Raw genomic sequence first — 25845 nt, 5'->3', positions numbered from 1 at the left:
ATAATCTGTATTGGCAGGTGCGGCTCACTGTGAGCCGCTTCGATAAATAAACATTTTTTCGCAATATTCACGGAGGTAAGTACGATGATCAATGATTACGAAGCAACAGTGCCGATGACCGGAGGTTATGCAGAAACATCTAGCACCGATACGAATGGTGACACGATCTCAATCCTGAACGGCTTGATCCAGACATGCCGCGACGGGCAGGAAGGATTCAAGGTCGCTGCCGAAGGCATAGAGCGATCGGAGCTGAAAACGGTTTTCTACGAATTCTCGCAGCAGCGTGCTGATTTCGTCGGCGTTCTCCAAGAGCTTGTCCGTTCGCTCGGCGGGGATCCGGAAAACAGCGGCAGCGTTTCCGCGGCTTTGCATCGCGGATGGATGGATATCAAATCCCTCGTTACGGGCAAGGATGAGGAGGCTATCCTCAACGAATGCGAACGTGGCGAAGATTACGCCAAGGACGCGTATGCCGAGGCCCTGAAAACGGCCTTACCGGCCAACATCAACGACGTCTTGGTCCAGCAGTCACAAGCCGTATTCGCGGCTCACAACCGGATAAAGGCTCTAAGAAATGCTGAAAGCCAAAAGGCTGCAACGCCAGGCTCTTTCTAAGGAACCCCACACCGTAATACAAAGATAGGCTGTCCGGAAGGGCAGTCTTTTTTGTTGGCGGCCGGACGTTTCTAGACGCTAAAACCGGTTCAAAATAGCTTCCTCAACCGGTGACATTTCGTGTTTTTTCACTTTTCGCTATTGTTTACCAAAAAATACCTTATAAAGAATGTGGCACGTGCCACATCTTTATAGAATTGATCGTCAAAAGGTAGATAAATACTTGGTTTCAGCGACTAGATACGGCCTAAACCGGCCTAGATCCGATGCTCGATTGGTAGAGGAAATGACGGCGTTTCGGGGCCCTTATCGGGAGTTTGGTAAAGGTATCTGGGAGATTGGTCAAACGTGTTGTTGGAGTGAAAACTCTTCCGAATCGCAACTAAATTGCGCCAAACCGGCCGCAGCATTTTCCTCGATATTTGGGTGCGTCGCGCTGATGCGGATGCAGGCAGCCTGGTGGCGCGGTTTGATCTCGACCAGTTGCGGCGATATCGTTTTGCATTCGGGGATGGCGTATTGGCAGCGGGTGTGGAAATGGCAGCCCGCAGGCGGGTCGATCGGTGAAGGGACATCGCCTTTCAGAATGATACGCTCGCGTTTTGCCTCCACCTCCGGGTCGGGGACAGGTACGGCTGAGATCAGGGCTTTGGTATACGGCATCAGCGGGTCACGGTATATGTCTTTGCCGTCGGCGAGTTCGACGATGCGGCCGAGATACATCACGGCTACGCGGTCCGAGAGGTGGCGGATAGCGCGGAGGTCGTGCGAAATAAAAAGATACGTCAGCCCTTTTTCCGCCTGCAGACGCTGCATCAGGTTCATGATCTGGGCCTGGATCGAGACATCGAGAGCTGAGATCGGTTCATCGGCGATTATAAATTCGGGATCGACCGCGAGTGCCCTTGCAATGCCGATACGCTGACGCTGGCCGCCTGAGAATTCATGCGGATAGCGTTTCGCGAACCGTCGGCTCAGTCCCACCGTTTCCATTAGATCCTGAACCATCGCATCGACCGATCTACCGTTCGCAAGGCCGAAAGTGCGTATCGGCTCGCCGATAATGCCGCCCACCGTCCTTCGCGGATTGAGGCTCGCGTACGGATCTTGAAAGATCATCTGCAAATGTTTTCGCTGCTCGCGCATCGCTGATCTGGGCAAGTGCGCGAGATCCTGGCTGTTGTAGATCACCTTGCCGCCGGTCGGTTCGGTGAGCCTTAAAATAGCCTTTCCAAGAGTCGATTTCCCGCAGCCCGATTCACCGACGAGGCCGAGTGTCTCGCCTCTTCTGATATCGAGCGAAACTCCATCGACCGCCTTGACCGTTTTCGCGGCGCTGAACAACCCGCCGCCTGAACGGTAGTGGACCTTCAGATCCCGGATCGAGATAAGGTTGTCGTTTTGTTCGGCCATTCTTATTTGATCGGCGGCTCGATGGTAACAGGTGATTCGGTGTCGTAATTCACCGTCACGTGTTTCAGCATGCCGTTGGAATATTCGACATATATCTTCATCGGAAGGCCTGACGCTTTAGATATCCAGCTTTTTGATGTAAACGGGTAATTTCCGACCGGCGTAACATTCTTGTACGAATAAACGAGGGCCGGTTTGCCGTCTAACATTTCCTCGCCCTCGAATTTCACGTCCGAAAGCGATTTTAGACCTTCGTCGGTAAACGAATCACGCAGATTCGGTATCGTTTTCGCATCGCCGGGCATCTTTGACCACGAGCCGCCGGCCGCCTTCATGTACGATTGGCCGCCGATCATTATCATCTCCATTCCCGCACCGGTTCCGGCGAGGTAGCTGATGTGATAGCGGTCGGGAGCGACGTAATCGATCTGCGACTTGATCTCGGTTTGCCCGACGCCTTCCGTCTTGGCGGAGAACGACTTAAGATCGATGAATTTTTTCGAGGCCGCAATAACGTCTGCCTTAGGATCCCTGCCACCCGAAGCCGAACCGCCGGAACTGCCGCTTCCGGAGCCAGATCCGCCGCCCTTTAGCGAATCAATGAACTTGCAGCCCAAACCAACGCTGCACAAGAGCAGCAGTATCAAGGTCAATCTCTTCATAGCGACTCCTCAAAAACTTCCTTAGCAAAATGGCAAAGCGAGCGATGGTTCACGTTTATCTCGACGAACGGCGGAAACTCGCTGCGGCAAATGTCCTGCGCCCGGTCGCACCGCTCGGCGAACGGACAGCCAGGAGGTAAATTGGCAACATCCGGCGGCAAACCGGGGATCTGATACAGCGGCTCGCCGTGCTCGTGGAGCGGATCCGGAACAGAACGGAGTAAGCCTTTTGTGTACGGATTTGCCGGCCGGTCGAAAAGTTCGAGCGTCGGAGCTTGTTCGAAGACCTTGCCGGCATACATAACGATGATCTTGTCCGTCATTCCTGCCACAACACCCAGGTCGTGGGTGATCAGGATGACACTCGTGCCCATTCGGGTTCGTAGATCTTTGATCAGTTCCAGGATCTGTGCCTGGATGGTGACATCGAGTGCGGTCGTCGGTTCGTCGGCGATGAGTAATTCGGGATCGCAGCTCAGGCCCATTGCGATCATCACGCGCTGGCGCATACCGCCTGAGAATTCGTGCGGATAGCTGTCCATGCGCGATTCGGCGTCTGAGATGCCGACCATTTTGAGCATCTTTATGGCGTGTTCGCGTGCCTGCTGTTTTGTGTGGCCGAGGTGAAGCTCCGTGACCTCCATCAGTTGCCGCGAGATCTTCATGAACGGATTGAGCGACGTCATCGGGTCCTGAAAGATCATCGCGATCCGTTTGCCGCGAAGCTTTCGCACTGCGTCCATCGGCAATTGCAGCACATCAACGCCGTCAAATATCACACGGCCGCCGGCGATCTTGCCCGGCGGTTCCTGAATGAGCCGCATGATCGAGAGATTCGTCACCGATTTCCCGCTGCCCGATTCGCCGACGATGCCGAGCGTTTCGCCCTTTTTCAGCTCGAACGAGATGCCGTCAACGGCCTTCACCACGCCATCCTCAGTCGAGAAGTACGTCTTCAGGCCATCCACGGTCAATATGTTTTCGCCGTCTTTCGTCATTTCTTAGCGTCGCACTGCCTCAGCCCCGTTTTCTCGGTGATATCGATCTCGGTTATTAGATTTCGCTTGCCGTATCGGTTGTAGTAAAAATTGATGCCCGGATATTCGAACCCGTCTTTCGGCTTGCCGTAGATCTTTTCCGTTTCCTCTTTGGTCGATCTGCCGAGCACGATCCCCTTGGTCGTTTTGCCTTTGTACGGCGATTTTATTTCGATCAGAAAGATCTCTTCGGTCTTGTCACTCTGGCAAAAATAGAACGAAACTCCGGCATTGTCATAGGTCATCTGGTACGAATACTTCTTATTGACCTCCCAACGATAGACCTTGCCAAATTTCTTGATCACATCCTTCGAGGTCGATCTGCCGACAACAATTCCGTCGATCCCGACACCTTCTTTAATGATTTTTAACCCACCGGGCTTGGCCGGTTGCGTCGGCTTCGCCTGAGCCTTGGCCGTTGGTTTTGTCTGCAATGCCGGTTTTCCCGGTAATAACTGGCCGCTTACTATTACTGCGGAAAATAGAATACTTACGCTTAAAAAAATTACCTTTCTCACTAACTAAAAAAACATCTCCTAGAATTTCCGCGTCTGCGGATCGAGGGCATCACGAATACCATCGCCCAAAAAGTTCAATGAAAACAGCGTCAAAGCCATCGTCAACCCCGGAAAGATCAGCTGCCACGGGAATATCGCCACATTCTTGATACCGTCTGCGGCAAGGCTGCCCCACGACGCGAACGGCGGCTGAACGCCGAGCCCAAGGAACGACAGAAATGCCTCGCTCAGCATCACGCTCGGCACCGTCAGCGTCGCGTAAACGATCACCGGGCCGAGGGCGTTCGGGATCAGATGACGAAAGATAATGCCGAAATTTGAAACGCCGGTCGCTCGTGCCGCCATGACGAATTCCTGATTTTTAAGGCTCAGTATCTGCCCGCGAACCACCCGAGCCATCGTCAGCCAGGAAACCAGCCCGAGGGCGAAGAACAGAAGGAATATCTGGCTTAAAGCCTGATTTCCCGCCCCGCCAAAAGTTTCCGAAAGGAACTTTATCCATGCCGGGGTTCCCGCTCCGCCAAAAACGCTTAGCAAAACGATGACGATCAAAATGTACGGGATCGAGTAGAAAATATCGACGATCCGCATCATGATGTTATCGGCCCGGCCGCCTAGAAATCCCGCGACCGCTCCGTACGAAACACCGACGATGAGCGAAACCGTCGTCGAGATCAATCCGACGATCAGTGAAATGCGTCCGCCCTGCAGTACACGTGCGAAAATATCGCGCCCGGCATCATCTGTGCCCATCAGGTGCTTGAACGACGGCGGCATTGCTCTGACCAGGGCACGGTCCGTCGGAATAAGATCGTACGTATATCCGGTCGTCCAATAGATGATCGACGGTCCAATTGTCACGCCAACCAGCAGCACGCCAAGCACGACCAGGCCGAAGACCGCGAGTTTGTTCCGCAGCAGCCGTTTCCAGGCGTCACGCCAAAGTGATGTGCCTTTTATTATTTGGACTTCGTCCGGCATATCTATTCGTAGCGGATCCGCGGATCCAAAAATCCGTATGTCACGTCGACTATCAGATTAAAAACCATGATCATAATCGACAAAAAAGCGACCACTCCAAGTATTAGCGGCTCATCGCGGTTGAAAACCGCTTGAATAAACACGTTGCCGAGGCCGGGGATCGCGAACACCTTTTCGACCACGACCGTTCCCGCGAGCAAAGCGGCGAGTGCCGGGCCCGTGAAAGAAACTACCGGGATCAAGCCGCCGCGGATAGCGTGGCGCAGCAGCACTGACCAGTCGCTCAGGCCCTTCGCCCGGGCCGTTCGGATGTAATCTGATCGCATTACCTCGAGCATTCCGGCACGGGTCAGGCGCGCTATGTAAGCTGCATAAATTCCCGCGAGCGTACACACCGGCAAGATGAGCGAGGAAATGCCGTTCCACCGAGCCGGCGGCAGCAGGTAGAACCAGAAAGAAAATATCAGAACGAACAGCGGCCCGAGCACGAAATTAGGTATCGAAAGGCCGAGCATCGCTAGCCCCATGGAACCGTAATCGAACGAAGAATTTTGCCGCAAAGCCGCTACTGTTCCCGCCGAAAGCCCCAAGAGCAGCGCCAGCAGATAACCAAGAATACCGATAGTCGCCGAATATGGCAGATGCCGCCAGATGATCTCGTTGACCGACTGGCCCTGATACTTCAGCGAATCGCCAAAATCGCCGCGAATGATGTTTGACATCATTATCCCGTACTGCGTGTACCAGGGTTTATCGAGCCCATATTTCTTACGGATCGTCGCCTCGACCGCCGGCGGCAGCTTTTTCTCAGCCGTGTAGAAATTTCCCGGAGCGACACGGATCAATCCCCACGTCAACGTCACAACAACGAGAGCCATGGGGATAATGACCAGCAATCTGCGTAGGATAAAACTAAGCATCTATAATCTTTTACTTCGCCGCTGCCTTTTGCGTACTCATCAGATCCTGCAGCTGTTTATCAACCTGAGGATCGCTGTGCGAAAGGATATTTTCGACATCCGTGTCCCATTTGGCCGGATCTCGCTCAATGTAAACAAATTTCCACGGCAAGAGCGTTCCAGGATTTGGGTACATACCTTTGACGTACGGTTTCTTCATCCAGTTCGTCGCGTTCGTGGTTAGCGGGACGGATGGCTGCTGTTCCATTAGATAAAATTCCGCCCGTGCGAGCATTTCAAACCGCTTTGTCGCATCAAGCTCGGCATTGGCGTCGTCGAGCATCTTGTTGAACTTAGGATCGTTGAAACCGGAATCGCCGTTATTAGGATAGCCGTAATGAAGCGAGATAAACGTGTACGGATCCATATAGTCGCCCGACCAGAGACTTTGGGCAAAGCCAGTGTAGTTTACCTCATGACGATCCTTCAAGAATGTCTTGAACTCCTGACTTTTCAACGGAACGGTGACACCCAGATTCTGTTTCCACTGCGCCTGGACGAATTCGGCGACCGATTTATTACTCTCGTTCGTATTGAACATCAGCGAAACAGTATCCGTGGGAAACGTCGGGCAGACAAAGCCGTCACCGCTTTTCTCTACTGGAAAACCCGCATCGGTAAGCATTTTACGAGCCCCGTCGGCGTCAAATTTATTATTTTTGGCCCATTCCTCGGGCGGCACTCCGCGCTCTTTTCTGACCTCCTCGCTTATCTTTTCACGGGCCTTGTCATATGCGGGAAAGATGCCCGCCGGCGTTATGTCGTAAAGCGGTTTTGTGATTATCCGAAAATTTGAAAGAGCGACGCGGTCAACCGCCATTGCAAACGCCTTACGCACCTTTACGTTGTCGAAGGGCGCCTTCCGGATGTTCATGCTGTAGTACGCGGTGGAGCCCTCCGGAAAATTAAGGTATTCGTCTTTGTAATTCTTAACCTCGCCGATCCACGACGTCACAACCGAGTGATTAAGAAACGCGTCAATGGAACCGGCTTTGTAGAGGTTGAGGATCGTTGAATTTTCTTCGATCGGATAGAGAGCGATACCATCCAGATGAACATTGGCCGCGTCCCAGTAATTTGGGTCCTTTTCCAGGACCAGAGCATCGTACGGCCGATGTTCTTTCAAACGAAAAGGCCCGCTGCTCACAATATTCTTCGGTTTTGTCCAGTCTTTGCCCCATTTATCGATGGCCTGTCTCGGCACCACGCGGAAAAACTGATGAGCCAGTAAACCGACAAAGAATGGTGCACTCTGGCGCAGCGTTATGCGAAGCGTGTGATCATCGATGGCCTCGACGCCAATATCCTCGCCTTTGACCGGGACGAATTCAGCCCCGTCGACCGCCGCCTTAAGTTTTGGATCGGCATCGAGCTGCTTTGCACGTTTCTTCTCATCGCCATCAAGCATCAGCCGCGTCGGCGAATGCTGAAAGGTATGGAATGCGCTCTCGGGCCCGATGGTGCTTCCGAGTTTTTCCTCGCCCTTAAAATCCCTGGCTAAAAGGAATGAGTCGCCCTTTCTAACAAAGACCTGACCGGTGTTGAACCCCTCAGCATACTTTATAAAGAAACCCAGTTCCGTCGATGAAGAAATCGTCGCCGGGGCAAATCCGCGGCGAAAACTATAAACGAAATCATTAGCCGTGATCGGCGTACCGTCACTGAATTTCGCATTGTCGCGCAAGTGAAAAACAAATTCGTCCACGTCCGCGCTAATCTCCCAACTTTGAGCGATCGCGGGTATCGGCTGCAGATCTTTTGGGCCGTATTCTACGAGGCCCTCGTAAAGGGCCATGTAAACGCGGGCCTCGGGCTGGCCGGACGACACGTGCGGGTCGAGCGTCTCGGGTTCCGAGCCGCTGACGTAGCGGAGAACGTTATCGGTGGGCGCGACAGTTTTTCCAAAATAGCGGCCGCCGCCAGGCGGCGTACACGCGGACAAAAGCACGCCTATCGCAAATAATGCGAACGCGTTACGCATTCTGCCAATTCTATGTCTCAACATAAGGATCGCAGGAAAAACGGACCAATTGTCGTTGCTTTATAGACCGTCAGTGTAAAACTACCGCCCAGATCGCGGCTGCCAGTTGTTGTCTATACTAACCTCTTTTAGTGAATGCGCGTCAAGGGCGTTCATCTCAAATCCCCGAATGTAAGGCTTCACGAGAGAGTAAGATGTCGGAAAATAAAGTGGGATAACCTTTAGTTCGTAAACCACATCAGCCTCACTGAGGATCGGCGATCCTTCGGGCTTTTCGACCGGCGGCTCAGTATCATTCAGGTCAAACGGCCCGCCTTCGGGCGATGTTCCGGGGTCCGACAACCGCTTTTCTTCGAGGAGGCTCTCAGCCTCGGCCTTGATCTCAGCCGGAGTTTTTTCGATCTGCGTTTTTTCCGCTGAACCAAGAACGGATTCGATATTGACAAGTTCGTCATTCGCCGGCAGAACAACGCCGCGTCTCAGCAGGTCGTACTCACCGCTTTTTTTGATCTCATCGATCTCGGACGACTCTTTTACGGTGATCACGGTGTCAAGGTTTAGATTCTGCTTCCACATGCGGGCGACCGAACGGGCGACACGCTGCTGGACGTCATTGCGATTGATGACGAGGCGGATCCGCGGGAAACCTTCGCCATTTGGGAAGCCGGCCTTTTCAAGCAGCTGCTTTGCCTTAGCTGTGTCGAGAGCAAGCGGCTCTTTACGCGTCTCGCCGAGCGGAAAGAATGAATACGCTGGCTGATTCATTCCCTCGAGGTCGCCATCGGTCAGCTTTGCCCGGTCGATCGCCACTGCCAAAGCCTCGCGGACGCGGCGGTCATTGTAAGGAGCTTTTGTCTCGTTGAATTCGTAAAAATTGAGAGCACTGTGGGCCGTGCGGCGGAAATCTTCGTAAGGCGTGAGCAATTTCAAGGCCAGGGGCTCGAATGAAGCGTTCGTGATCACATCGACTTCGCCTTTTTTGTAAGCGTTGAGCGCATTTTCGGCCGAACTCGCGGCGACAAAACGCACGCGTTCGAGAGCAATGGCTTTACGATTCCAGTAGGTTTCCGAGCGTTCCATAGAAATACCATCCTCAGCGACCTTCGTTATCTTGAACGCTCCGTTCGTCACCGTCGCCGGATCGATACGCGGGCCTTCATCACCTGCGGTACCCTGATAAACAGGCCGGAAAATGGGATTCGCAACAAGCTTTGGAAAATCCCTGTCCGGCAGGACAAGCGATATCTTTAACGTAAGATCATCGAGGGCTTCAACGCCAAACTGTGGTGTGGCAGGTGTTGCTTTTACTACCGGAGCCTGAGGCGTCTCGGCGGGTTTTGCGGTCGGCTGCGGGATCGCCATTTGAGTTTTTGGCACGATCTCGGCACTCCGGATCATTTCACCGCTGACGGTATTTTCCGACGGAACGGCCTGCAGAAAGTCAGTAGGAGCACCATTGTCAGTCTCCGTTTTCGCTTCCATTCCAACGATGTTTTGGAACAGATAGGCGGTCGATAGCTTGTCCTGAAGGGCGGCAAGACGCTTCCACGAAGCGACAAAATCCGTTGCCGTTACACGCTCGTTGTTGGACCAGCGGGCGTCCTTTCGCAGCGTGAAGGTCCAGGTTTTTAGATCGTCGCTCGATTCCCATTTCTCGGCAACGCCGGGTATTTCGTGCAAACTCTTGCTGTCAAGGTCGGTCAGCCCTTCATAGGCTGCTCGAACAATGTCGGTTTCCGGTGCGGCTGAGGCTTTCGCCGGGTCGAGCGATCTTGGCGTTTTGCCGTTGCTCCAGCGGAGTTCCTGCTTTGGCGGCGGGACGGTTTGGGCAAAAAATGGCTCGACCTTTGGCTGCTGAAGCTCAGAACAAGCGGTTAACAGCAGAGCCAAAAGCGCGACAAGAGCGGTCGGTCCAAGACGGACAAACTTAATTGCCTTCGGGAATTTTCGAGCCGCTTTCCTCATTAGAAAACTACTTGATGGAGCTCAACTCTTGGAATACTTCGACCACCTGCTCGCGGGTCTCTTCGAAGCCGCGGGAGGTGTCGATCAGGTATTGGGCAAACCGTTTTTTCTCTTCCTGCGGCATCTGGGCGGCGATGCGTTTCCGGGCGTCTGTTTCGCTCAAATTATCGCGTAACATCAGCCGTTCCAATTGTATCGCGCTTTCGCACCAAACGACAATTAGTTTGTCGAAGCGCTTGTAACCGCCAGACTCGATCGTAAGGGCCGCGTCGATGATCGCGATGCCGTTCGGATCCATTGCAGCCACATTTTTGATCCAATCGTTTTGAGCATCAAAAACGCGTGGATGAATGATCGAATTCAGCAAAAGCCGCTTTTCCTCCCCGGAAAAAACGATTCCCGCCATTTTTTTGCGATCGAGTGATCCATCGGCTTGCAAAACATCCCCGCCAAACTGCCGGACGATCTCGCTGAGCCCCTCGGTCCCAACCGCCACCACATCACGCGCCGTCTGATCGGCATCGAGAATATGGCAGCCAAGTTCGCGAAAAACGCTGCAAACAAACGACTTGCCAACCGCAATAGAGCCTGTGAGGCCGACTGTGAGCATTCGAATTATTTCCGAAATAGCTGAGAACTGAAAGCTAGTAGCCGAAGGCTATCTTCCATGCCGCTCCGCCAGTTTACCAACGTTATATTCGGCGATCTCGGCCAAGGTCAATCCTAGTTCGTCGGCGCAGGCTGAGATGTACCATAGAACGTCACCGAGTTCGTCCTTTAGTTTCAGCCGGGTTTCGTCGGTAATAACTCCGCCGTGATCGCGTTGGATCTTCTTGACGATATTCGCTACTTCGCCCGCCTCACCCGTCAGCCCGAGAGTCGGGTATTCGAGGTTTTCCATCCGGCGAGGGTAAAGAGCCGTCTGGCTTGCTTCTTTTTGATATTCTTCAAAGTTCATATTTTTACTTGCCGCAAGGAGGCAAAAAAGCGCAAAAAAGGATCTATTTTTTGTATCTTTGAGCTTTTCCGCGGCTAATCTAATCTTCTTCTCACCCTCGCTGCCTCGACCGTATTCTTCATCAGCATTGCGACCGTCAATAGCCCGACCCCGCCGGGAACGGGCGTGAAGTTCGCGGCCTTTTCCATCGCATCCCTTGGATTTACGTCACCGACAAGAGTGGATCCACGCTTTTCGATCGTTGCGAGGCGTTTTTCGAGATCTTCTGCGGGGAACATCTCGTTCGCTGTCGCCGCGTCGGAAAAATTGTTTATACCGACATCGATCACCGTCGCACCTTCGCCAATGTGTTCGGCGCGGATAAAACCCGCGCGGCCGATCGCGGCGACCAGAATGTCAGCCTGCCGCGTGATCGCGGGCAGATCTTTGGTACGCGAATGGCAAATGGTGACCGTAGCGTTTTCCTTGAGCAACAGCATCGCCATCGGCTTGCCGACGATGTTGCTGCGTCCGACGATGACGGCGTGTTTGCCGGCGATCTCAATGTCAGAACGCCTCAGAATTTCGATCACGCCCGCCGGAGTGCACGGAGCGAGCGCCGGATAGCCCTGCGTCAGACGTCCGGCGTTGATCGGGTGAAAGCCATCTACATCTTTGGCAGGATCGATCCGTTCGAGGATCTCGCGTTCCTCGATGTGTTTCGGCAGCGGAAGCTGGACGAGAATTCCGTCAACATCATTGCGGGCGTTCAATTCTTCGACGACCGCAATGATCTTTTCCTGGGTCGTTTCAGCCGGAAAATGGAGATGCTCGGAAATGATGCCAAGTTCCTCCGCCGTTCGCACCTTGCTGCCGACATAAACTGAGGAAGCCGCATCTTCACCGACACGCACGACGACGAGGCACGGGGAAAATCCGTGTATCTCACGAAGATCAGAAACCTCACTCGCAACCTCGGATTTTATTAGATCCGCGATGACCTTGCCGCTTAAAATTCTTGCTGTCATATGTATTTTTTGATTTTAACGTATGTGCCGAAACTTTGCTAAAATCAGGGCTAATGAAACGCTCTTTCGCCCGATCTCTGCTAATTCTGCTATGCGTGAACCTCACCTTTTCGCAGAATATTGCCGAAGCAGAAAAAAAGATCTCGCAGGCGGTAGAATCCAGGAGTTACGACACGGCACTCACGGAACTTCTGAACCTGCGGACAAGCGACGTGGCCGCGTTCAACACTAAAGATCACGACTACCTGCTTGCCCGAATGGCAGAATCGACCGGCGATCTCGCTCTTGCGATGTCCACATACCGGACGGTTGCAGATCGGAATTCCCCACTTAAGCCATACGCTCTAAAACACCTTGCGCAGATCGCTCGTTCGACCGGGAATTTGCTCCTCGAACGAATTTATCTGAATGAGATCCAAATGTTCACCCCTGAAAGTTTGGCGGCAAAAGCTGCGGTCTATCGGCTCGCCCGCAACAGCTTCGAAGTTGGGAATTATGGGGAAACAATAAGGATCCTGAGCAGTTCTCCTCGGGATACGACCAAGGCTGTGGATATTGCGACCGACCGGGAAACAAAAGGACTGCTCGCCGAGGCCTATTTCCGAAACGGGCAGACACAGCAGGCGCACGACGCTTTCGCGGCGCTGCTCGATTCCGTTCCGAATGCCGCACAGCCCGACGATATTGCGCTGATCGCGGTGCGCGATCTGGATGCCATCGATGGTGGTGAAAAAGGTAAAAAGGCTCCTGCGCTTGCCGAGGCTGAGCATTTTCGGCGGGCGAATGTCTATCAATTCAATCGCGAATTTGCGGACGCTCGCCTTCATTACGAAGCCTTGATCGCGAACTTTGGTACCGGAACGAATGCGGCGAATGCGGTCTTTCAGATTGGACGCGGCTTTGCCCAGCAGGCCAATTTTGTTGAGGCTTTGAAATGGTACGAACGCGTGATCGAGCAGTATCCACAAAGTACGGCAGCGAAAGATGCTCTGCTCCAGGCGGCATCGGCTTATGGACGAGTTGTGCGTCCGAAGGAAGCGACGAAGCGTTACCAGCTTTTCATCGACAAATATCCGGACGACGAGCGGCTCGACCGGGCGTACCTCAATATCGTCGATATTCTCCGAGACCAGGGCGAAGACACCGACGCGATCAGAGCCTGTGAGAAGATACGCGATGTTTTCAAAGGGAAACCGCCCGAGGCGATCGCCCTGTTTACCGAAGCCCGCATTTATTTTGCCCGCGAAGAATGGCAGAACGCGGTCGATACGCTTGAAAAACTTAAGTCGTTCAACGACCTCGGCGGTGCAACCGTTCCGGGCGGAACGAGCGTCAGCGAGGTCACGTTTCTAAATGGTTTTGCTCTCGAAAAGCTGAATAAATTCCCGGAGGCGATCGAAACATACCTCTCGATCAATGACGGACGGGGAGAATATTACGGCTGGCGGGCGACGGAACGCCTAAAAGCTATGGCGGCGAATGAAACGGCAAAACCGTTTTTTTCGCAAGCCATCGGCAGAGCTTCCGCCGCGTTGGCCAGCGGTGATGCCGAGGCGAAGAGAAAAAATGCCATTGCTATATTGCGGCTTTCGGACAATGCGGATATCCGCGAACGAGCCGTTTCTGTCTTAAGATCCACGGAACCGCCATTGCCCAAAGGGCTCGATCGGACCGAACCGAAAGCCGTTAAGGGAAGATCTTTAGCTGATAAGTTCATAGCTCTCGGGCTTTATGACGAGGCTGTTTTTGAGATCGAGGCGGCAGCAACCGATCGTGCAAAATTGCCGTTAGAAAAGTTGCTTGCAGATCTGGTGGCATTCGAACGCGGCGACCGGGCTGATCGCGTGATGGAGTTCGTCGAGCCGATCTGGCGTTCAGTTCCTGCCGATTTCCCGATCGAGCTAATGCCGCGCCGCCAGATCGAGATGCTGTATCCGGTGCCATTCAAGGAAGAACTGCTAAAATTCGCCCCCGAACGCGGCGTCGATCCGCGTTTGCTGCTCGCGATAATGCGTCAGGAATCGCGATTTCGGCCCGATGCAAAATCGAACGCTGCGGCCCGCGGGTTGATGCAGTTCATTTCGACCACGTCCAATCGGGTCGCAGCCGAATTGAACCGCGGCAATTTTCAACAGGACGAACTCTATTCACCGCCGACGGCCATCTTGTTTGGCTCGCAGTATCTTTCAACGCTCTTTAGAACATTTCCCGGCCAAGCCGACGCGGTGGTTGCGAGCTGCAACGGAGGCGAAGACAATATGACCCGTTGGCTCAACCGTTCGCGATCGAATATTCCGGAGCGGTACGTTCCCGAAGTTGTCTATTCTCAGTCGAAAGATTACGTTCAGCGCGTAATGGCGAGCTATCGGATGTATAGATTTCTCTACGACGAACAGCTTCGGCCGACCGGGCGTTAAATTTAGGCCGTGCTCGATTTATATGAGCGGTCGATATATTCTTAAAGATAATGCGTGCTTTTATCATTGCGATTTTCGTTGCTTTTGTGTTTTCAGGGTGCTCAGGCACGAGCGGTCCCGGCCCGGCTAGTGCCTCGGCCAAACGCTATCCGATCAAAGGAAAAGTAGTATCGGTCGATAAGGCCGCCAAAAAAGCCAAGATCGATCATGAACGTGTCGAGGGCTATATGGAACCGATGACCATGGACTTCCCGATCCATGCCGATTGGGCATGGGATGAGCTCACGCCCGGAGCTGAAATAAAAGGCGATCTCGTCGTTGATAATGCGGCAAAAGAACCGTACTGGATCGAGAACATCGGGATCATTGCTGCCGCAAAGCCCGGCCAACCGGTTCCCGAAATCAATGAGAACTTTGCACAGGTCGAGAAAGAGGTTCCAGAATTTACACTCACAAATCAGGACGGAAAAAAATTTTCGTTGAAAGATTATCGCGGCAAGGCTCTGGCGATCACATTCATTTATTCACGCTGTCCGCTGCCGGATTACTGCATCAAGATGTCCACGGCATTCAGCGATCTGGCCTTGCAGCTAAATACTGATCCAGAATTTAAGGACAAGATCAGGCTGCTCAGCATCTCGTTCGATCCGGAAAACGACTCGCCGGAGAAGCTCAGATCTTATGGGATAGGCTACTTGGGCAAAGGTGCGAAGCCCGATTTCACTGTGTGGCAGTTGGCCGTAGGGGCAGATGCTGAGGTGCGAAAGATCGCCGACTTCTTTGGCCTGAGATATGAAGTTGACGCCAACGACAAAACGCAGATCAACCACAGCCTGCGAACCGCGGTCATCTCGCCCGACGGTAAGGTCGTAAAGATAATTCCCGGGAACGAATGGACACCGGCCGAGCTTCTGAGCGAACTTAAAGGCTCACTCGCGAAGCCGAATTAAACAAAACTAACGAGATAGACGTACCACCCACATCTCGATCCGAATAACTTAAGGAGCGTATATGCGAAAAATATTGGTTCGTCTATCGGTTTGTGTTCTTATCTTCACCGTCGCAGCTTCGGCTCAGAAGCGGATCATCACAGAAAAAGATCTGTTTGATTTTAACTGGATCGCCGATGCTCAAATATCACCTGATGGGTCGAGCGTAGCATTCGTTAAGGTCAACGTTAACGCGGCAAAGACCAACTACGACACGTCGATCTGGACCGTTTCAACCAGCGGAACAGAAGAACCGCGTCGGCTGACGAGTGGGATCCGCGATTCGTCCCCGCGTTGGTCGCCGGATGGCAAGTTGTTAACGTTTGTCCGGGGAGCAGAGGCGGGCGGTGCTCCTCAGCTTTATATGCTGTCGATGGCCGGCGGCGATTCGTGGGCATACACATCCGTCATTCGCGGAGCGGGCGGGCCAATTTGGTCGCCCGACGGCAAGTGGATCGCCTTCGGAAACAGTGCGAACGCCGAAGATCTCGCCAAACAAGGCAAGCCCGCGGTACCTGCCGAACGTGAGAGCGACGTTCGTGTCATCACGCGTGCCGTTTACCGATCCGACGGCGGCGGTTACACCGACCCGACGCACCCAAATCACCTTTGGGTCATCGCCGCACCACGCAGCCCGGAAGAAAAACCAACGCCTAAGCAGCTCACCAGCGGGCCCTACAGCGAAGGCGGCTTTGTCTGGTCAAAGGACAGTTCGTCGATCTACTTCACCACCAACCGCGTCGCCGAGCCATATTACGAAGACCCGGGCACGCAGGTCTATTCCGTCGCCCTGTCCGGCGGTGAACCGACGCTGCTGACAAAACTTGATATGGGCGTAGGCGGCCTGACCTTGAGCCCGGACGGCAAGAAATTCGCGTTCGTCGCATCCGCTCCGTCGAAGCCGGTAAAATCCTACACTCAGCCTGACCTATGGGTTATGGATGTCGCGAAGAATGCCCAGCCCATAAATCTGACCACTGCCTTTGATTATGATGTTGCCGGCGGAGTCGGCGGCGACCAGGCACCGCCCCGAGGCGGCGGTGGCGGCGGGATCGCGTGGTCACCTGACGGTCGATCGATTTTGAGCACCTACGGCAAAGAGGGATCCGCTAATATAGGACGTTTCGACGCATCCGACGGAAAATTGGCCGATATCACGACTGGTAAACAAGCCGTTTCCGGTTTTCGCTTGACGACGGACGGCTCGAAAATGGTTTACGCTGTTTCTACACCAACCAAGATCGGCGACCTTTATTTATCGGAAAAAGGCGGCCAGCCGAAGCAGCTCACTCGGATCAACGAAAAGCTTTTCTCCAAGCTCAACATGACCGAACCCGAAGAGATCTGGTACACGAGCTTTGACGGCAAGAAAGTTCAGACGTGGGTGCAGCGACCGCCGGATTTTGACCCGAGTAAGAAATATCCGCTGATCCTCAACATCCACGGCGGACCGCATGCGGCATACGGTTATATCTTCGATCACGAATTCCAATGGATGGCTGCAAAGGGCTATGTCGTTGTTTATCCAAACCCACGTGGCTCAACGACTTACGGCCAGGAATTCGGCAATATCATCCAGCACAATTACCCGGGCGATGACCATTTAGATCTGATGGCGGCGGTCGATGAGGTGATAAAACGCGGCTATATCGACGAGAAAAAACTCGGCATCACCGGCGGCAGCGGCGGCGGCGTGCTGACAAATTGGGCCGTTACAAAAACGAACCGCTTCGCCGCCGCAGTCTCGCAGCGCGATATTTCGGACTGGGCGGCTTGGTGGTATACCGCCGATTTCGCGCAGTTTCAGCCAAGCTGGTTCAAAGGTGCTCCGTTTGAGGACGAAGGCTTCAAAAAACGCTCCGCCATCACTTACGTAGACAAGATCCAGACGCCTATGATGTTCATCCTCGGCGAAGCCGATTACCGCACGCCCCCGACTGCCGGCGGCGAAGAGCTTTTCCGTGCCCTAAAATACCGTAAGATCCCGACGGTCATGGTCCGCTTCCCCGGCGAAGGCCACGAGCTCTCACGCTCAGGCCAGCCTTGGCACCGTATCGAGCGTTTGCAGCATATTGTTGGATGGTTCGATAAATGGATGTTGGGTGCGGCTAAGCCGGAATACGAAATTCCGCAGGTGAAATAGAAGTGCTTAGATCAAAAAACTTGGTTTCCAGCAACGATCGTACGAACAACATCGCAACCACTTGCCGAAAAAACGAGGGCCGCATGAATATCACCGATCGGTTGGATAGCAGGATGGTCGAGTGAGATAACAGCGATGTCTGCCTGTTTCCCGGGTTCTAAAGTTCCAATAATCTTGTCGAGGCCAAGGGCTTTGGCGCCGCCGAGCGTTGCGGTTTCGAGTGCTTCCCTTGGCTCAATGAATCGTGCCGAGCCTTCGCGGTTGCGGGCGGCGAGGACAGCAAAGCGGGCTTCTTCCAGCAGGTCGCAGACATTGTTGCTGGCTACCGAATCGCTGCCGAGGCCGACATCAATGCCGGCGTCGAGAAACGCTTCGAAAGGTGCATAGCCGTGCCCAAATTTGGCATTCGATTTCGGGCAATGGGCGATCTTGGCTCCGTTCCACTCGATCCTTTTGATATCGTTCGACGAAACTCTTACGCAATGAGCGAGCAGCGGTTGGGCCGAGAGAACACCTAAACGCTCCAGATATTCGATCGGCGTTGAGCGCGGACTTTCCCATTCAAGATCGAACCGCTCGTAAAATCCTCTGAATAATCCCGTCCCGTGAGCCAAGAGTTCCGTTTCGTCCGCCGATTCGGCGACGTGTATCGAGAGCGGAACACGGTTGATTATCGAGTATTGAGCGATCAGTTCAAACAACCGCGAGCCGACCGTGTAGGGCGAGTGAGGTGATAATCCGACCTTCACGAGCTCATTCTCTTCATTGCGGAGGGCTTCGTATTTCGCGGCGAGTTTTAAAAAATCTTCGTCAGCGGTGCGATTGTCAGGCGAGAATTCAGTTTCCTGAAAAACGATCCCGCGCAGACCGACCTGTTTCAAAGCCGCGATCCCCGCATGGCCCATTCGCCCTATATCACCAAAACAAGTGACGCCGGCACGGGCTCCTTCGCGAGCACCTGCGACAGCCGCGTCGCAGATGTCCTGATCAGAGAGTTCCGCACGCAGGCCGTTCAATTTAAGAAGCCATGCGCTAAAATCGTGTTCCACATCATCGAGACTCCCGCGCATAGACGTTATCTCGAGATGTGAATGGCAATTCACAAATCCCGGCAAGATCGCCGCGTTACCCATGTCTTCAAACTCTGCCTGGGGAAATCTTGCCGAAAGATGCTCAAGGGTTCCGACTGCGACTATTGAGCTGCCATCGATCGCAACCGCACCGTTTTCGATAGGTGCGGTCGAGATCGGAAGAACGTATTTTCCTGTAAGTAACCTCATATATCACTGCCGCCCCTGTTCCGAACGGTAACGAGCAAGGATCGAGGTTACGTAGCTTTTGGTTGACGCGATACCAATGCGATCGACAAACTCACTCTCAGAGACCGTAGTTACATCGCTTTCCTTCGCCCATTCCTCAACGCGGCTTGGGCCGGCGTTGTATGCAGCGAGGGTCATTGAGGTTTCAGCGGGACGGCCGCGGTAGCGTTCGCGAAGCTTTTCGAGATACCAGCAGCCAACCTGAATATTACGCTCAGGTTCGGCTAAAAATTCGTTCACATTGTCCGACGCCTGCCTCTCGAATTCCTTAAATCCAGTTTCCTTTGCCCATTCGCGAGCGACAAGGGGTGTTACCTGCATCAACCCAACCTCAGCGTCAGCCCCAATCTTCCACGAACGGAACCACGTTTCTTCATATATCAGGCTCCAGACAAGCTTTTCATCGAGGCGATAAACGCGGGCCTGCCGCGAAATGAGTTCGTCGTATCGATGCTCCCAGTAGGATGGAAAGAAGTAACCGCCCGTTACTAACAACATGGCAATAATGATCAGGCATGACAAAAGATACCGGAACATTTGAAAGGTTTGGCCTTACGCGCCGCGAGACGATCGGAGTTCTACTGTTTCGTTATTATCTGAGGATCTATCGTCGCTCTGTTCGACCTGAAAATGCGCAATTCGCGTTGAACGCGTCCCCGAACGAGCTGTCTCTGCAAAAAGATCAACATCGTAATCGGATTCGAGCGCCATCTCGCGGCGGATCTCAAGTAGAACTTCTAAAAACTTTGGACGACGATACATATACCTTAGTGAACAATTGTTCACCGTTGGTACAGATTCGTCAACAACGAGGGCGGTTTGTTCTCGAGTTTATTTTACTGGACAAGCGCGATCGTTGATACGTCATCGTACATAGGCGCCGCAAGACCAGCATCTTGCTTCTCGGAAAGAAAGGCTTTTAACTCAGCGAACCGCATTGGTTTGGCAAAAAGGAATCCTTGTCCACCTTCGCATTCTAAGCGGGTAAGCAGATCGCGCTGCGCTTCGGTCTCGACGCCTTCAGCAACAACCTTGAGTCCCAGGGTTCTTGCCAGATTAATTATTGCGCGAACAATTTCGTCGTTATTGCCAGCTTCGTCGATCATGGACACAAATGATCGGTCGATCTTCAACGCCGATATAGGCAATTTCCTGAGATAGCCAAGATTGGAGTATCCGGTGCCGAAATCGTCAACATCGATCTCTATTCCCATGTTACGAAGTTGGTTCAACATTCCGACGGCGCGGTCCTGATGCTCAAAAAAGACCGATTCGGTGATCTCGAGTTTTAGGTCAGTCGGAGAAAAACCGGTTTCAGCCAGAATATCCTCAATGCTCTTTACTAGTCCGTTCTGGCTAAACTGCCGGCAGGAAAGGTTTACACTGACAGAATACTTGTGCAGGTCTGTACTTCTGCTCTGGAGTGAACCGATCTCTCGGCAGGCACGCCGCAGTACTTGTTCGCAGAGACGGTCAATTAGGCCGATCTCTTCGGCAAGGGGAATGAACTTTGTAGGGGCGATCTTACCAAGCTCGGGATGATCCCAACGAGCAAGCGATTCAAAACACTCGATCTCGCCGGATTTGAGCGAGTAGATCGGCTGGTAAAAGACTTCTATCTCTTCCCGTTCGACCGCACGGCGAAGATCGGTCTCGAGTTTGAGAATCTCCTTCGCGGCACTGTGCATCTCTTCGTCAAAAACCTCATGACGCGCCTTACCGGCTCGTTTTGCCTGATACATTGCCGTGTCAGCATCTCGCATCACATCTTCAGATGCTGAGTGTTTATCGGTTGCGTGCAGAATTCCGATACTTGCCGAGCTATAGACCTCGTGGCCGCGCAGGTCGAACGGGATTCCGAATTTCTGCTGAATGCGCGAAGCGATCCGCGTTACCTCGGCCGTATCGAACGTGCCTTCGACCAATATCGTGAATTCATCGCCACCCAGGCGAGCAACGAGATCGGACGGACGCATACATTCTCTCAAGCGGGACGAGATCTCCTTGAGCAGCTCATCACCGATCAAATGCCCGAGACTGTCGTTTACGTATTTAAATCGATCCAGATCGATAAACAGAACGCTCACTTTGTACTCGTCAACGAGCCGTCGTCGCTCCAAAGCGCGGTCGAGACTCTTCATAAAGAGCAAGCGATTCGGCAGTCCCGTTAGAGCATCATGCGTCGCATCGTGCTGCAGTTTTTCTTCCGCACTCTTTTTATCCGTGATGTCCTGTATCTGAAAGATGAGGTTCGGCTGTTTCGTTTTAGTATCATTCGCCGCTGAGACGCTCCAGGATGTCCAGACAGTCCGCCCGGTTTTGTGGATATAACGCTGCTCCATCTGACAGTTAGCGATCTTGCCGGCGAGTAATTCGTGAACTTTGACGAGCGTTAGTCCTAGGTCCTCAGGTAGGGTTATGGATTGGAAATCAGTCGCGAGAAAATCGGTTTCGGTGTACCCGAGTATCTCAGTCAATGCATGGTTTGCCTTTAGCCATTGGCCGGTTGGCGATACCAGACCAATACCGATCGGAGCGTAGTCAAAGGCACTTCGAAAGCGTTCCTCTGATTCCCGTAACGCGTCAGACTGAGACTCCATGATCTTTGCGTACTGCTCGGCCTGTTCCGCCTGCTGCATCGAGATCTCAACGTTCTTGAGATACATCCGGTACGATAGAAACACGAAGAAAATGACAGGGAATGTTGCGAGCAGAATACCAAGGCCTAAAACATCTGCAACCTGAACAAGCAATCCCGCGCTTGCGGCTCCGACGAAGTACGAAAAGAATGTCCAGATGTATTTCGTCTTCCACGTTTCCCACAAAGGGATGTGGTCTTTCAATGCTCCGTGGATCGACGCGAAAGACGTATTAACAAGGAACTGAGTAAGCGCGATAAGCGAGAGGGCGATAATAAAGCTGGAAGTGTTTTCACCGTGCCCATGCAGTTGATTTTCGGTGTAAAGCCCTGACATCTTCAAAACAAGCACCACGGCACTTGTTGAAATAGCCATGGTTGCCGAGTTAAAGAACACCGTTAGCTTGCGATTACAAAAGCGCCATGATGAAGCCGCAGCCTCGATCGCTGCCAGAATTACGGCGAACTCGCCGCCATATAGGATAAGGGCAAGAAATATAAAGATATCAGATACCGATATATGCGATTTGAATCGCGGTATCTGGATCGTAATGCGCGACCCAACTCCGATAGTGAAGACGAAGAGAAGAAGCAGATAGACGTCGATGACCGCGACACGGACTGTTGCGAGCGCAAAGAGTACGCACACAAGTCCTGCGACTATAACGGTCGCCATATATCTATCGGATATCTTTGTTCGATCCATCTTGATCAAGTTTTGCCGGAATTTTTTTCGGCTAAACAGGCGGTAAAGCGTTGGTTAGGAACGGGACGTTTGGTGTGAAAGAGGTTAACTAAAAGATAATAAAGGGAAGGCCGTAAACCACGCCTTCCCTATTATCAGTTAACTTAACATTTTTGTCTACTGTTATTTTTTGTTAAACAAACAACGTGGTGCACTCATCCGAACTTCGGAATCCGGCTTTTTCGAAGCTGCGGTGAGCAGATCCGAAATCCACATTGCTCAACAAGCAAACATTAGCGACGCGTGAGAGAAGTTCGACTGTGAGGGCCGAAAGACACTTGGGACCGATGCCTTTTCCGCGATATTCCTCACCGACGAAAACACCTTCCAGGTAGGCGACTTCGCTCGTCTCAGCGATGATATCGGCCTTGAAGACCAACTTATCACCGTCGAATACAACGAACACGCGGCCCTGCTCGATGCGTCTTGCGACTCTCTTAAGGAAACCTTCCCGGTCACGGATCATCGGATCGACGCCGCATTCGATAAAGGCAACCTCAGCCTGAGCCTCGGCTATCGGCAGCAGCTCACTTGCGTCCGCCAATCTAAGTCCGCAATCGGTTCCCTGAACCATGAACGGGAAAGCGGCTTCGAATAGACGCTCGACGCAGGTTAGACGCGGCTGACGGAGCCCGTCGGTCATGTGGTTCCAGAAGGTCTGGGCAGCGTCACCACTCGACATGATCAGGTGGATCGGTGTCTCTGCGGTTTTCGCTACGAATGCAAGGGCTCTGATAGCGGCGTCCGTGTGGGCTTCGACGAGTGTCGAGTGACCGATGAGGGCCACGCCTTCCAGCTTTCCTTCCGAGTTGCGATATCCGTAGAACTTACCACGATTCAATTCGCTGACGATACCGTTATCAGTAATGAAGCTTGTCATCACAACCGTGTGAACCGGACGGATCGTCAAAAATGCTAGTACTTCTGCGGTGTTGTTTTCTTGTAGTTCCCGAACTTTACTCAGATCGGGCGTGATCGATACGAAGGGCATTCCCGATTTTCGACGCACTTCGAGCGTGTTGGCATTTAATGTATGCAGCATGATATTTTCTCCTTTTTTACAATTCTTATGTGGTTAATTGTTGTAAATAGATACCTACTGCATTGAGGGAGTATCTTCGCCAAATAAGACGCTGTCACCGACCAGGACTCCGTCGCCGACTAGTACGCCGTCTCCAACTAGTACGCCGTCTCCGACGAGTACACCGTCCCCGACGAGTACACCGTCCCCGACGAGTACACCATCGCCAACGAGCACACCATCTCCAACTAGTACGCCGTCTCCAACGAGTACGCCATCGCCAACGAGTACGCCGTCTCCAACGAGTACGCCGTATGATAGCCAGGTCGTTCCGGAACCAGTTGGTCCGCCATTGCTGGTGACCACGTTTCTGTTTACGTTGAGGCCTGTGGTGAATGCACCGCTGGTGGTTAGGTTGAAGCCGCCGTTAGCAAAACTGACACCCTGGCCAAACGTGTTTGCACGATTGTAGACCGTCTGGTACTGCGACACGAGGTTCTGTCCGGTCATGAACGTGTGGTCGCCGGTGATGAGTTGTGCCCACTGGAATGAGCCTGAGCTTGGGGTCGGCATTGACCAGCCTGCGGGGACGGTTGAAGTGCCCTTTGCCATGCCGTCGAATTCAACGTCCGTACGGAGCGACCTTGCGAGTCTGACGGCACCGTCGATGTTGAGTTGGCCCGCTCCCTGTTCGAAGGTGTTGGCACCGGCGACAGGCTGAGCGGTGTATTGCATGATCATTTTAACCATGCCGGGAGTGAGTTTTGGGTTGACCTGCATGAGCAGGGCAGCCGCACCGGAGACGACCGGAGCCGACATTGAGGTGCCGCTCATGGTCATCGTGGCATCGTCGGTGGTTTCACCTGCAACCGGCGCATTAATGAGGCTCGGGTTGAGGAGAGACATCACATTGCCGACGGCGTTGTAAGAAATAAGTCTGTTGCCCGGAGCGACGATGTCCGGTTTGATGAGGTTGTCATAGACGCGCATGCCGTTCGCTGTGGTGAAAAAGCTGCGTGTCGGGCCGCGTGAGCTGAAGCTGGCGACCGTATCGTCGCCCGGATCCGAAGTTCCGTAGCTGTTTGTTGCTCCGACCGTGATCGCATAAGGGCTGTTGCCCGGCGAGTGAATGCGGCCGTACGTTCTGACACCGTTCGCGTTTTTGCCCAAGTTACCTGCGGCAGCAATGACGACGATGCCGGCTTGTACCATTTCCTTGACCTTATTGCAGATCGGGTCGTTCATGTAGCTATCGACTGCGGTAGTGCCCAGGCTGAGGTTCGCGACCTTGATGTTGTAAGTGCCTTTGTTCTGGATGATCCAGTCAAGGCCGTCAAGCAGCCACGAAGTGTTGCCTTCGCCGTTGTTGCCGAGAACTTTAACGCTGATGATGTTCGCATTTGGAGCGATGCCTTTGTACGCGTTGTTGCGATTCGAAGCACTTCCGACCGCGAGGCCCGCGACGTGTGTTCCGTGGCCGTAGTTGTCAGACGTTGCGTTTTGCTGCGAGCTTGTGAAGTTCACGTTCGCCGTAATTCTCGAAGCTCCGTTCTTGAAACCCTTGTGATTAGATTGAATGCCGGAATCGACAATGGCAACGCCAACGCCAGTTCCGTCGAGCGTGTAAGCCGAACGGCCGTTCATCGCAGGCTGCGAACGCATCGCGGCGGCTCCGGTCGTTTCTTCGATGTGGCCGGTCACGGTCAGCGGACGATCCGGCGAAGCGTAGTTGATCAAGGCCGCTGCTTGAGAGCGAATTGAGGGCTGAAAGCGGAAGATTGACGACCAGCGTTTCGCTGCGGCCAATGCGGTCGGTGATGCGTGCCTGGCCGCTTGCGAGAAGCGAGCGAAGAGCACCATTGTCGGCATCTTTTGCCTGCAGAACGACGTCGACGCGTTTCTTGCCAGACGGGTCCTGCTGCATCATTTCGCGAAGGTCAGGCGAGATGTTGTCGCCCTTAAAGCCTTCATCCTTTTTCGTGTCTGCCGAAGCTACAGCCGAAGCAGTCGCCGCGGCATTTGTACGGTCATGGACGAGAATACCGTCAAAATACTTCGCGATCTCAACCTGCGAATCGATACGCTGTTCGAAATCTTCGAACGAGCTGGCACCGATCACAATTAGCTTTCCTTCAGCGATCGCCGCAAAAAGATCGTTTTTGACCGAGGTGGAACCGACGAGGTTCGTCAGTTCGTCGACAAAGAGGATCGTCTGGCCTTTCGACGCGACGGCATCTTTCACAAGGGCATTGACAGCCTCTGCGATCGCCGCCGGGGTGCGGGCATTTGAAAACAAAACATCAGTTTCCAGTTTTAAGATCGTCTTGTTTGCGAGGTTCGCCGGAACGGTTCCCTTCGCAATACGCAATGCGGCCTGCTCGACAATTGCCTGCTGGACGCCTTTATTTTCATTGACGACGACCGGCTGGCGGACACCTTCTCCCAACACCTTGATAAGACGCATTGTCTCTGCT

The 25845-nt window shown here is 53.3% G+C and carries 21 protein-coding genes; 4 read left to right on the top strand and 17 right to left on the bottom strand.

The features are described from left to right. Nucleotides 1-114: 114 nt before the first annotated feature. Nucleotides 115-618 (top strand): PA2169 family four-helix-bundle protein, encoded by a 504-nt coding sequence (locus IPG22_11220; protein MBK6588855.1) that lies wholly within the window; start codon nt 115-117, stop codon nt 616-618. 342 nt (nt 619-960) lie between these two features. Here IPG22_11220 and IPG22_11215 read toward each other — a convergent pair whose 3' ends face one another. The 11 genes from IPG22_11215 to IPG22_11165 all read right to left on the bottom strand — a co-directional run bounded on the left by IPG22_11215 (nt 961) and on the right by IPG22_11165 (nt 12099). Beyond that, nucleotides 961-2031 carry an ATP-binding cassette domain-containing protein gene (locus tag IPG22_11215; GenBank protein ID MBK6588854.1) on the bottom strand — a complete coding sequence of 357 codons (1071 nt, stop codon included), beginning with the start codon at nt 2029-2031 and terminating at the stop codon, nt 961-963. A 2-nt stretch (nt 2032-2033) separates the two neighbouring features. After that, nucleotides 2034-2693, bottom strand: a complete 660-nt coding sequence (locus IPG22_11210; GenBank protein ID MBK6588853.1) for a hypothetical protein — start codon at nt 2691-2693, stop codon at nt 2034-2036. Next, the gene (locus tag IPG22_11205; GenBank protein ID MBK6588852.1) at nt 2690-3691 is read right to left on the bottom strand and encodes an ABC transporter ATP-binding protein; all 1002 of its coding nucleotides are present in this window, start codon (nt 3689-3691) and stop codon (nt 2690-2692) included. The genes IPG22_11210 and IPG22_11205 overlap by 4 nt, the downstream gene beginning before the upstream one ends. After that, nucleotides 3688-4248 carry a hypothetical protein gene (locus IPG22_11200; protein MBK6588851.1) on the bottom strand — a complete coding sequence of 187 codons (561 nt, stop codon included), beginning with the start codon at nt 4246-4248 and terminating at the stop codon, nt 3688-3690. Before IPG22_11200 ends, IPG22_11205 begins: the two co-directional genes overlap by 4 nt. A gap of 18 nt (nt 4249-4266) precedes the next feature. Next, nucleotides 4267-5229, bottom strand: coding sequence for an ABC transporter permease (locus tag IPG22_11195; GenBank protein ID MBK6588850.1), 963 nt, complete (start codon nt 5227-5229; stop codon nt 4267-4269). Nucleotides 5230-5231: 2 nt separating this feature from the next. After that, on the bottom strand, nt 5232-6149 hold the full coding sequence (locus IPG22_11190; protein ID MBK6588849.1) for an ABC transporter permease: 918 nt from the start codon (nt 6147-6149) through the stop codon (nt 5232-5234). A gap of 10 nt (nt 6150-6159) precedes the next feature. Then, nucleotides 6160-8169, bottom strand: a complete 2010-nt coding sequence (locus IPG22_11185; protein ID MBK6588848.1) for a peptide ABC transporter substrate-binding protein — start codon at nt 8167-8169, stop codon at nt 6160-6162. 81 nt (nt 8170-8250) lie between these two features. Beyond that, nucleotides 8251-10134: a peptide ABC transporter substrate-binding protein gene (locus IPG22_11180; protein MBK6588847.1), complete on the bottom strand. Its 1884-nt coding sequence runs from the start codon at nt 10132-10134 to the stop codon at nt 8251-8253. A gap of 7 nt (nt 10135-10141) precedes the next feature. Beyond that, the gene (locus IPG22_11175) at nt 10142-10744 is read right to left on the bottom strand and encodes a dephospho-CoA kinase (protein ID MBK6588846.1); all 603 of its coding nucleotides are present in this window, start codon (nt 10742-10744) and stop codon (nt 10142-10144) included. Nucleotides 10745-10792: 48 nt separating this feature from the next. Beyond that, the gene (locus tag IPG22_11170) at nt 10793-11092 is read right to left on the bottom strand and encodes a nucleoside triphosphate pyrophosphohydrolase family protein (GenBank protein ID MBK6588845.1); all 300 of its coding nucleotides are present in this window, start codon (nt 11090-11092) and stop codon (nt 10793-10795) included. A gap of 74 nt (nt 11093-11166) precedes the next feature. Beyond that, nucleotides 11167-12099, bottom strand: a complete 933-nt coding sequence (locus IPG22_11165; GenBank protein MBK6588844.1) for a bifunctional 5,10-methylenetetrahydrofolate dehydrogenase/5,10-methenyltetrahydrofolate cyclohydrolase — start codon at nt 12097-12099, stop codon at nt 11167-11169. A gap of 53 nt (nt 12100-12152) precedes the next feature. Here IPG22_11165 and IPG22_11160 point away from each other — a divergent pair, with 53 nt between their 5' ends. The 3 genes from IPG22_11160 to IPG22_11150 all read left to right on the top strand — a co-directional run bounded on the left by IPG22_11160 (nt 12153) and on the right by IPG22_11150 (nt 17648). After that, nucleotides 12153-14516 (top strand): transglycosylase SLT domain-containing protein, encoded by a 2364-nt coding sequence (locus IPG22_11160; protein ID MBK6588843.1) that lies wholly within the window; start codon nt 12153-12155, stop codon nt 14514-14516. Nucleotides 14517-14566: 50 nt separating this feature from the next. Beyond that, complete coding sequence (locus IPG22_11155) at nt 14567-15466, top strand: SCO family protein (protein ID MBK6588842.1); 900 nt, start codon at nt 14567-14569, stop codon at nt 15464-15466. Between the two features lie 61 nt (nt 15467-15527). Then, the gene (locus tag IPG22_11150) at nt 15528-17648 is read left to right on the top strand and encodes a S9 family peptidase (protein ID MBK6588841.1); all 2121 of its coding nucleotides are present in this window, start codon (nt 15528-15530) and stop codon (nt 17646-17648) included. 11 nt (nt 17649-17659) lie between these two features. Here IPG22_11150 and IPG22_11145 read toward each other — a convergent pair whose 3' ends face one another. The 6 genes from IPG22_11145 to IPG22_11120 all read right to left on the bottom strand — a co-directional run bounded on the left by IPG22_11145 (nt 17660) and on the right by IPG22_11120 (nt 25108). After that, the gene (locus IPG22_11145) at nt 17660-18928 is read right to left on the bottom strand and encodes an amidohydrolase family protein (protein ID MBK6588840.1); all 1269 of its coding nucleotides are present in this window, start codon (nt 18926-18928) and stop codon (nt 17660-17662) included. 3 nt (nt 18929-18931) lie between these two features. Then, entirely contained in the window at nt 18932-19465 is a 534-nt protein-coding gene (locus IPG22_11140) for a lytic transglycosylase domain-containing protein (protein ID MBK6588839.1), read from the bottom strand. Between the two features lie 54 nt (nt 19466-19519). After that, the gene (locus IPG22_11135) at nt 19520-19729 is read right to left on the bottom strand and encodes a hypothetical protein (protein ID MBK6588838.1); all 210 of its coding nucleotides are present in this window, start codon (nt 19727-19729) and stop codon (nt 19520-19522) included. Between the two features lie 74 nt (nt 19730-19803). Further along, entirely contained in the window at nt 19804-22281 is a 2478-nt protein-coding gene (locus tag IPG22_11130; protein MBK6588837.1) for an EAL domain-containing protein, read from the bottom strand. A gap of 202 nt (nt 22282-22483) precedes the next feature. Then, nucleotides 22484-23392 (bottom strand): GNAT family N-acetyltransferase, encoded by a 909-nt coding sequence (locus tag IPG22_11125; protein ID MBK6588836.1) that lies wholly within the window; start codon nt 23390-23392, stop codon nt 22484-22486. A gap of 54 nt (nt 23393-23446) precedes the next feature. Then, nucleotides 23447-25108, bottom strand: a complete 1662-nt coding sequence (locus IPG22_11120; GenBank protein MBK6588835.1) for a S8 family serine peptidase — start codon at nt 25106-25108, stop codon at nt 23447-23449. Nucleotides 25109-25845 lie beyond the last annotated feature (737 nt).

The organism is Acidobacteriota bacterium, assembly GCA_016703965.1.
In the GTDB taxonomy this organism is placed as follows: Bacteria; Acidobacteriota; Blastocatellia; order Pyrinomonadales; family Pyrinomonadaceae; genus OLB17.
This window is presented reverse-complemented; position numbering and strand designations above follow the sequence as displayed.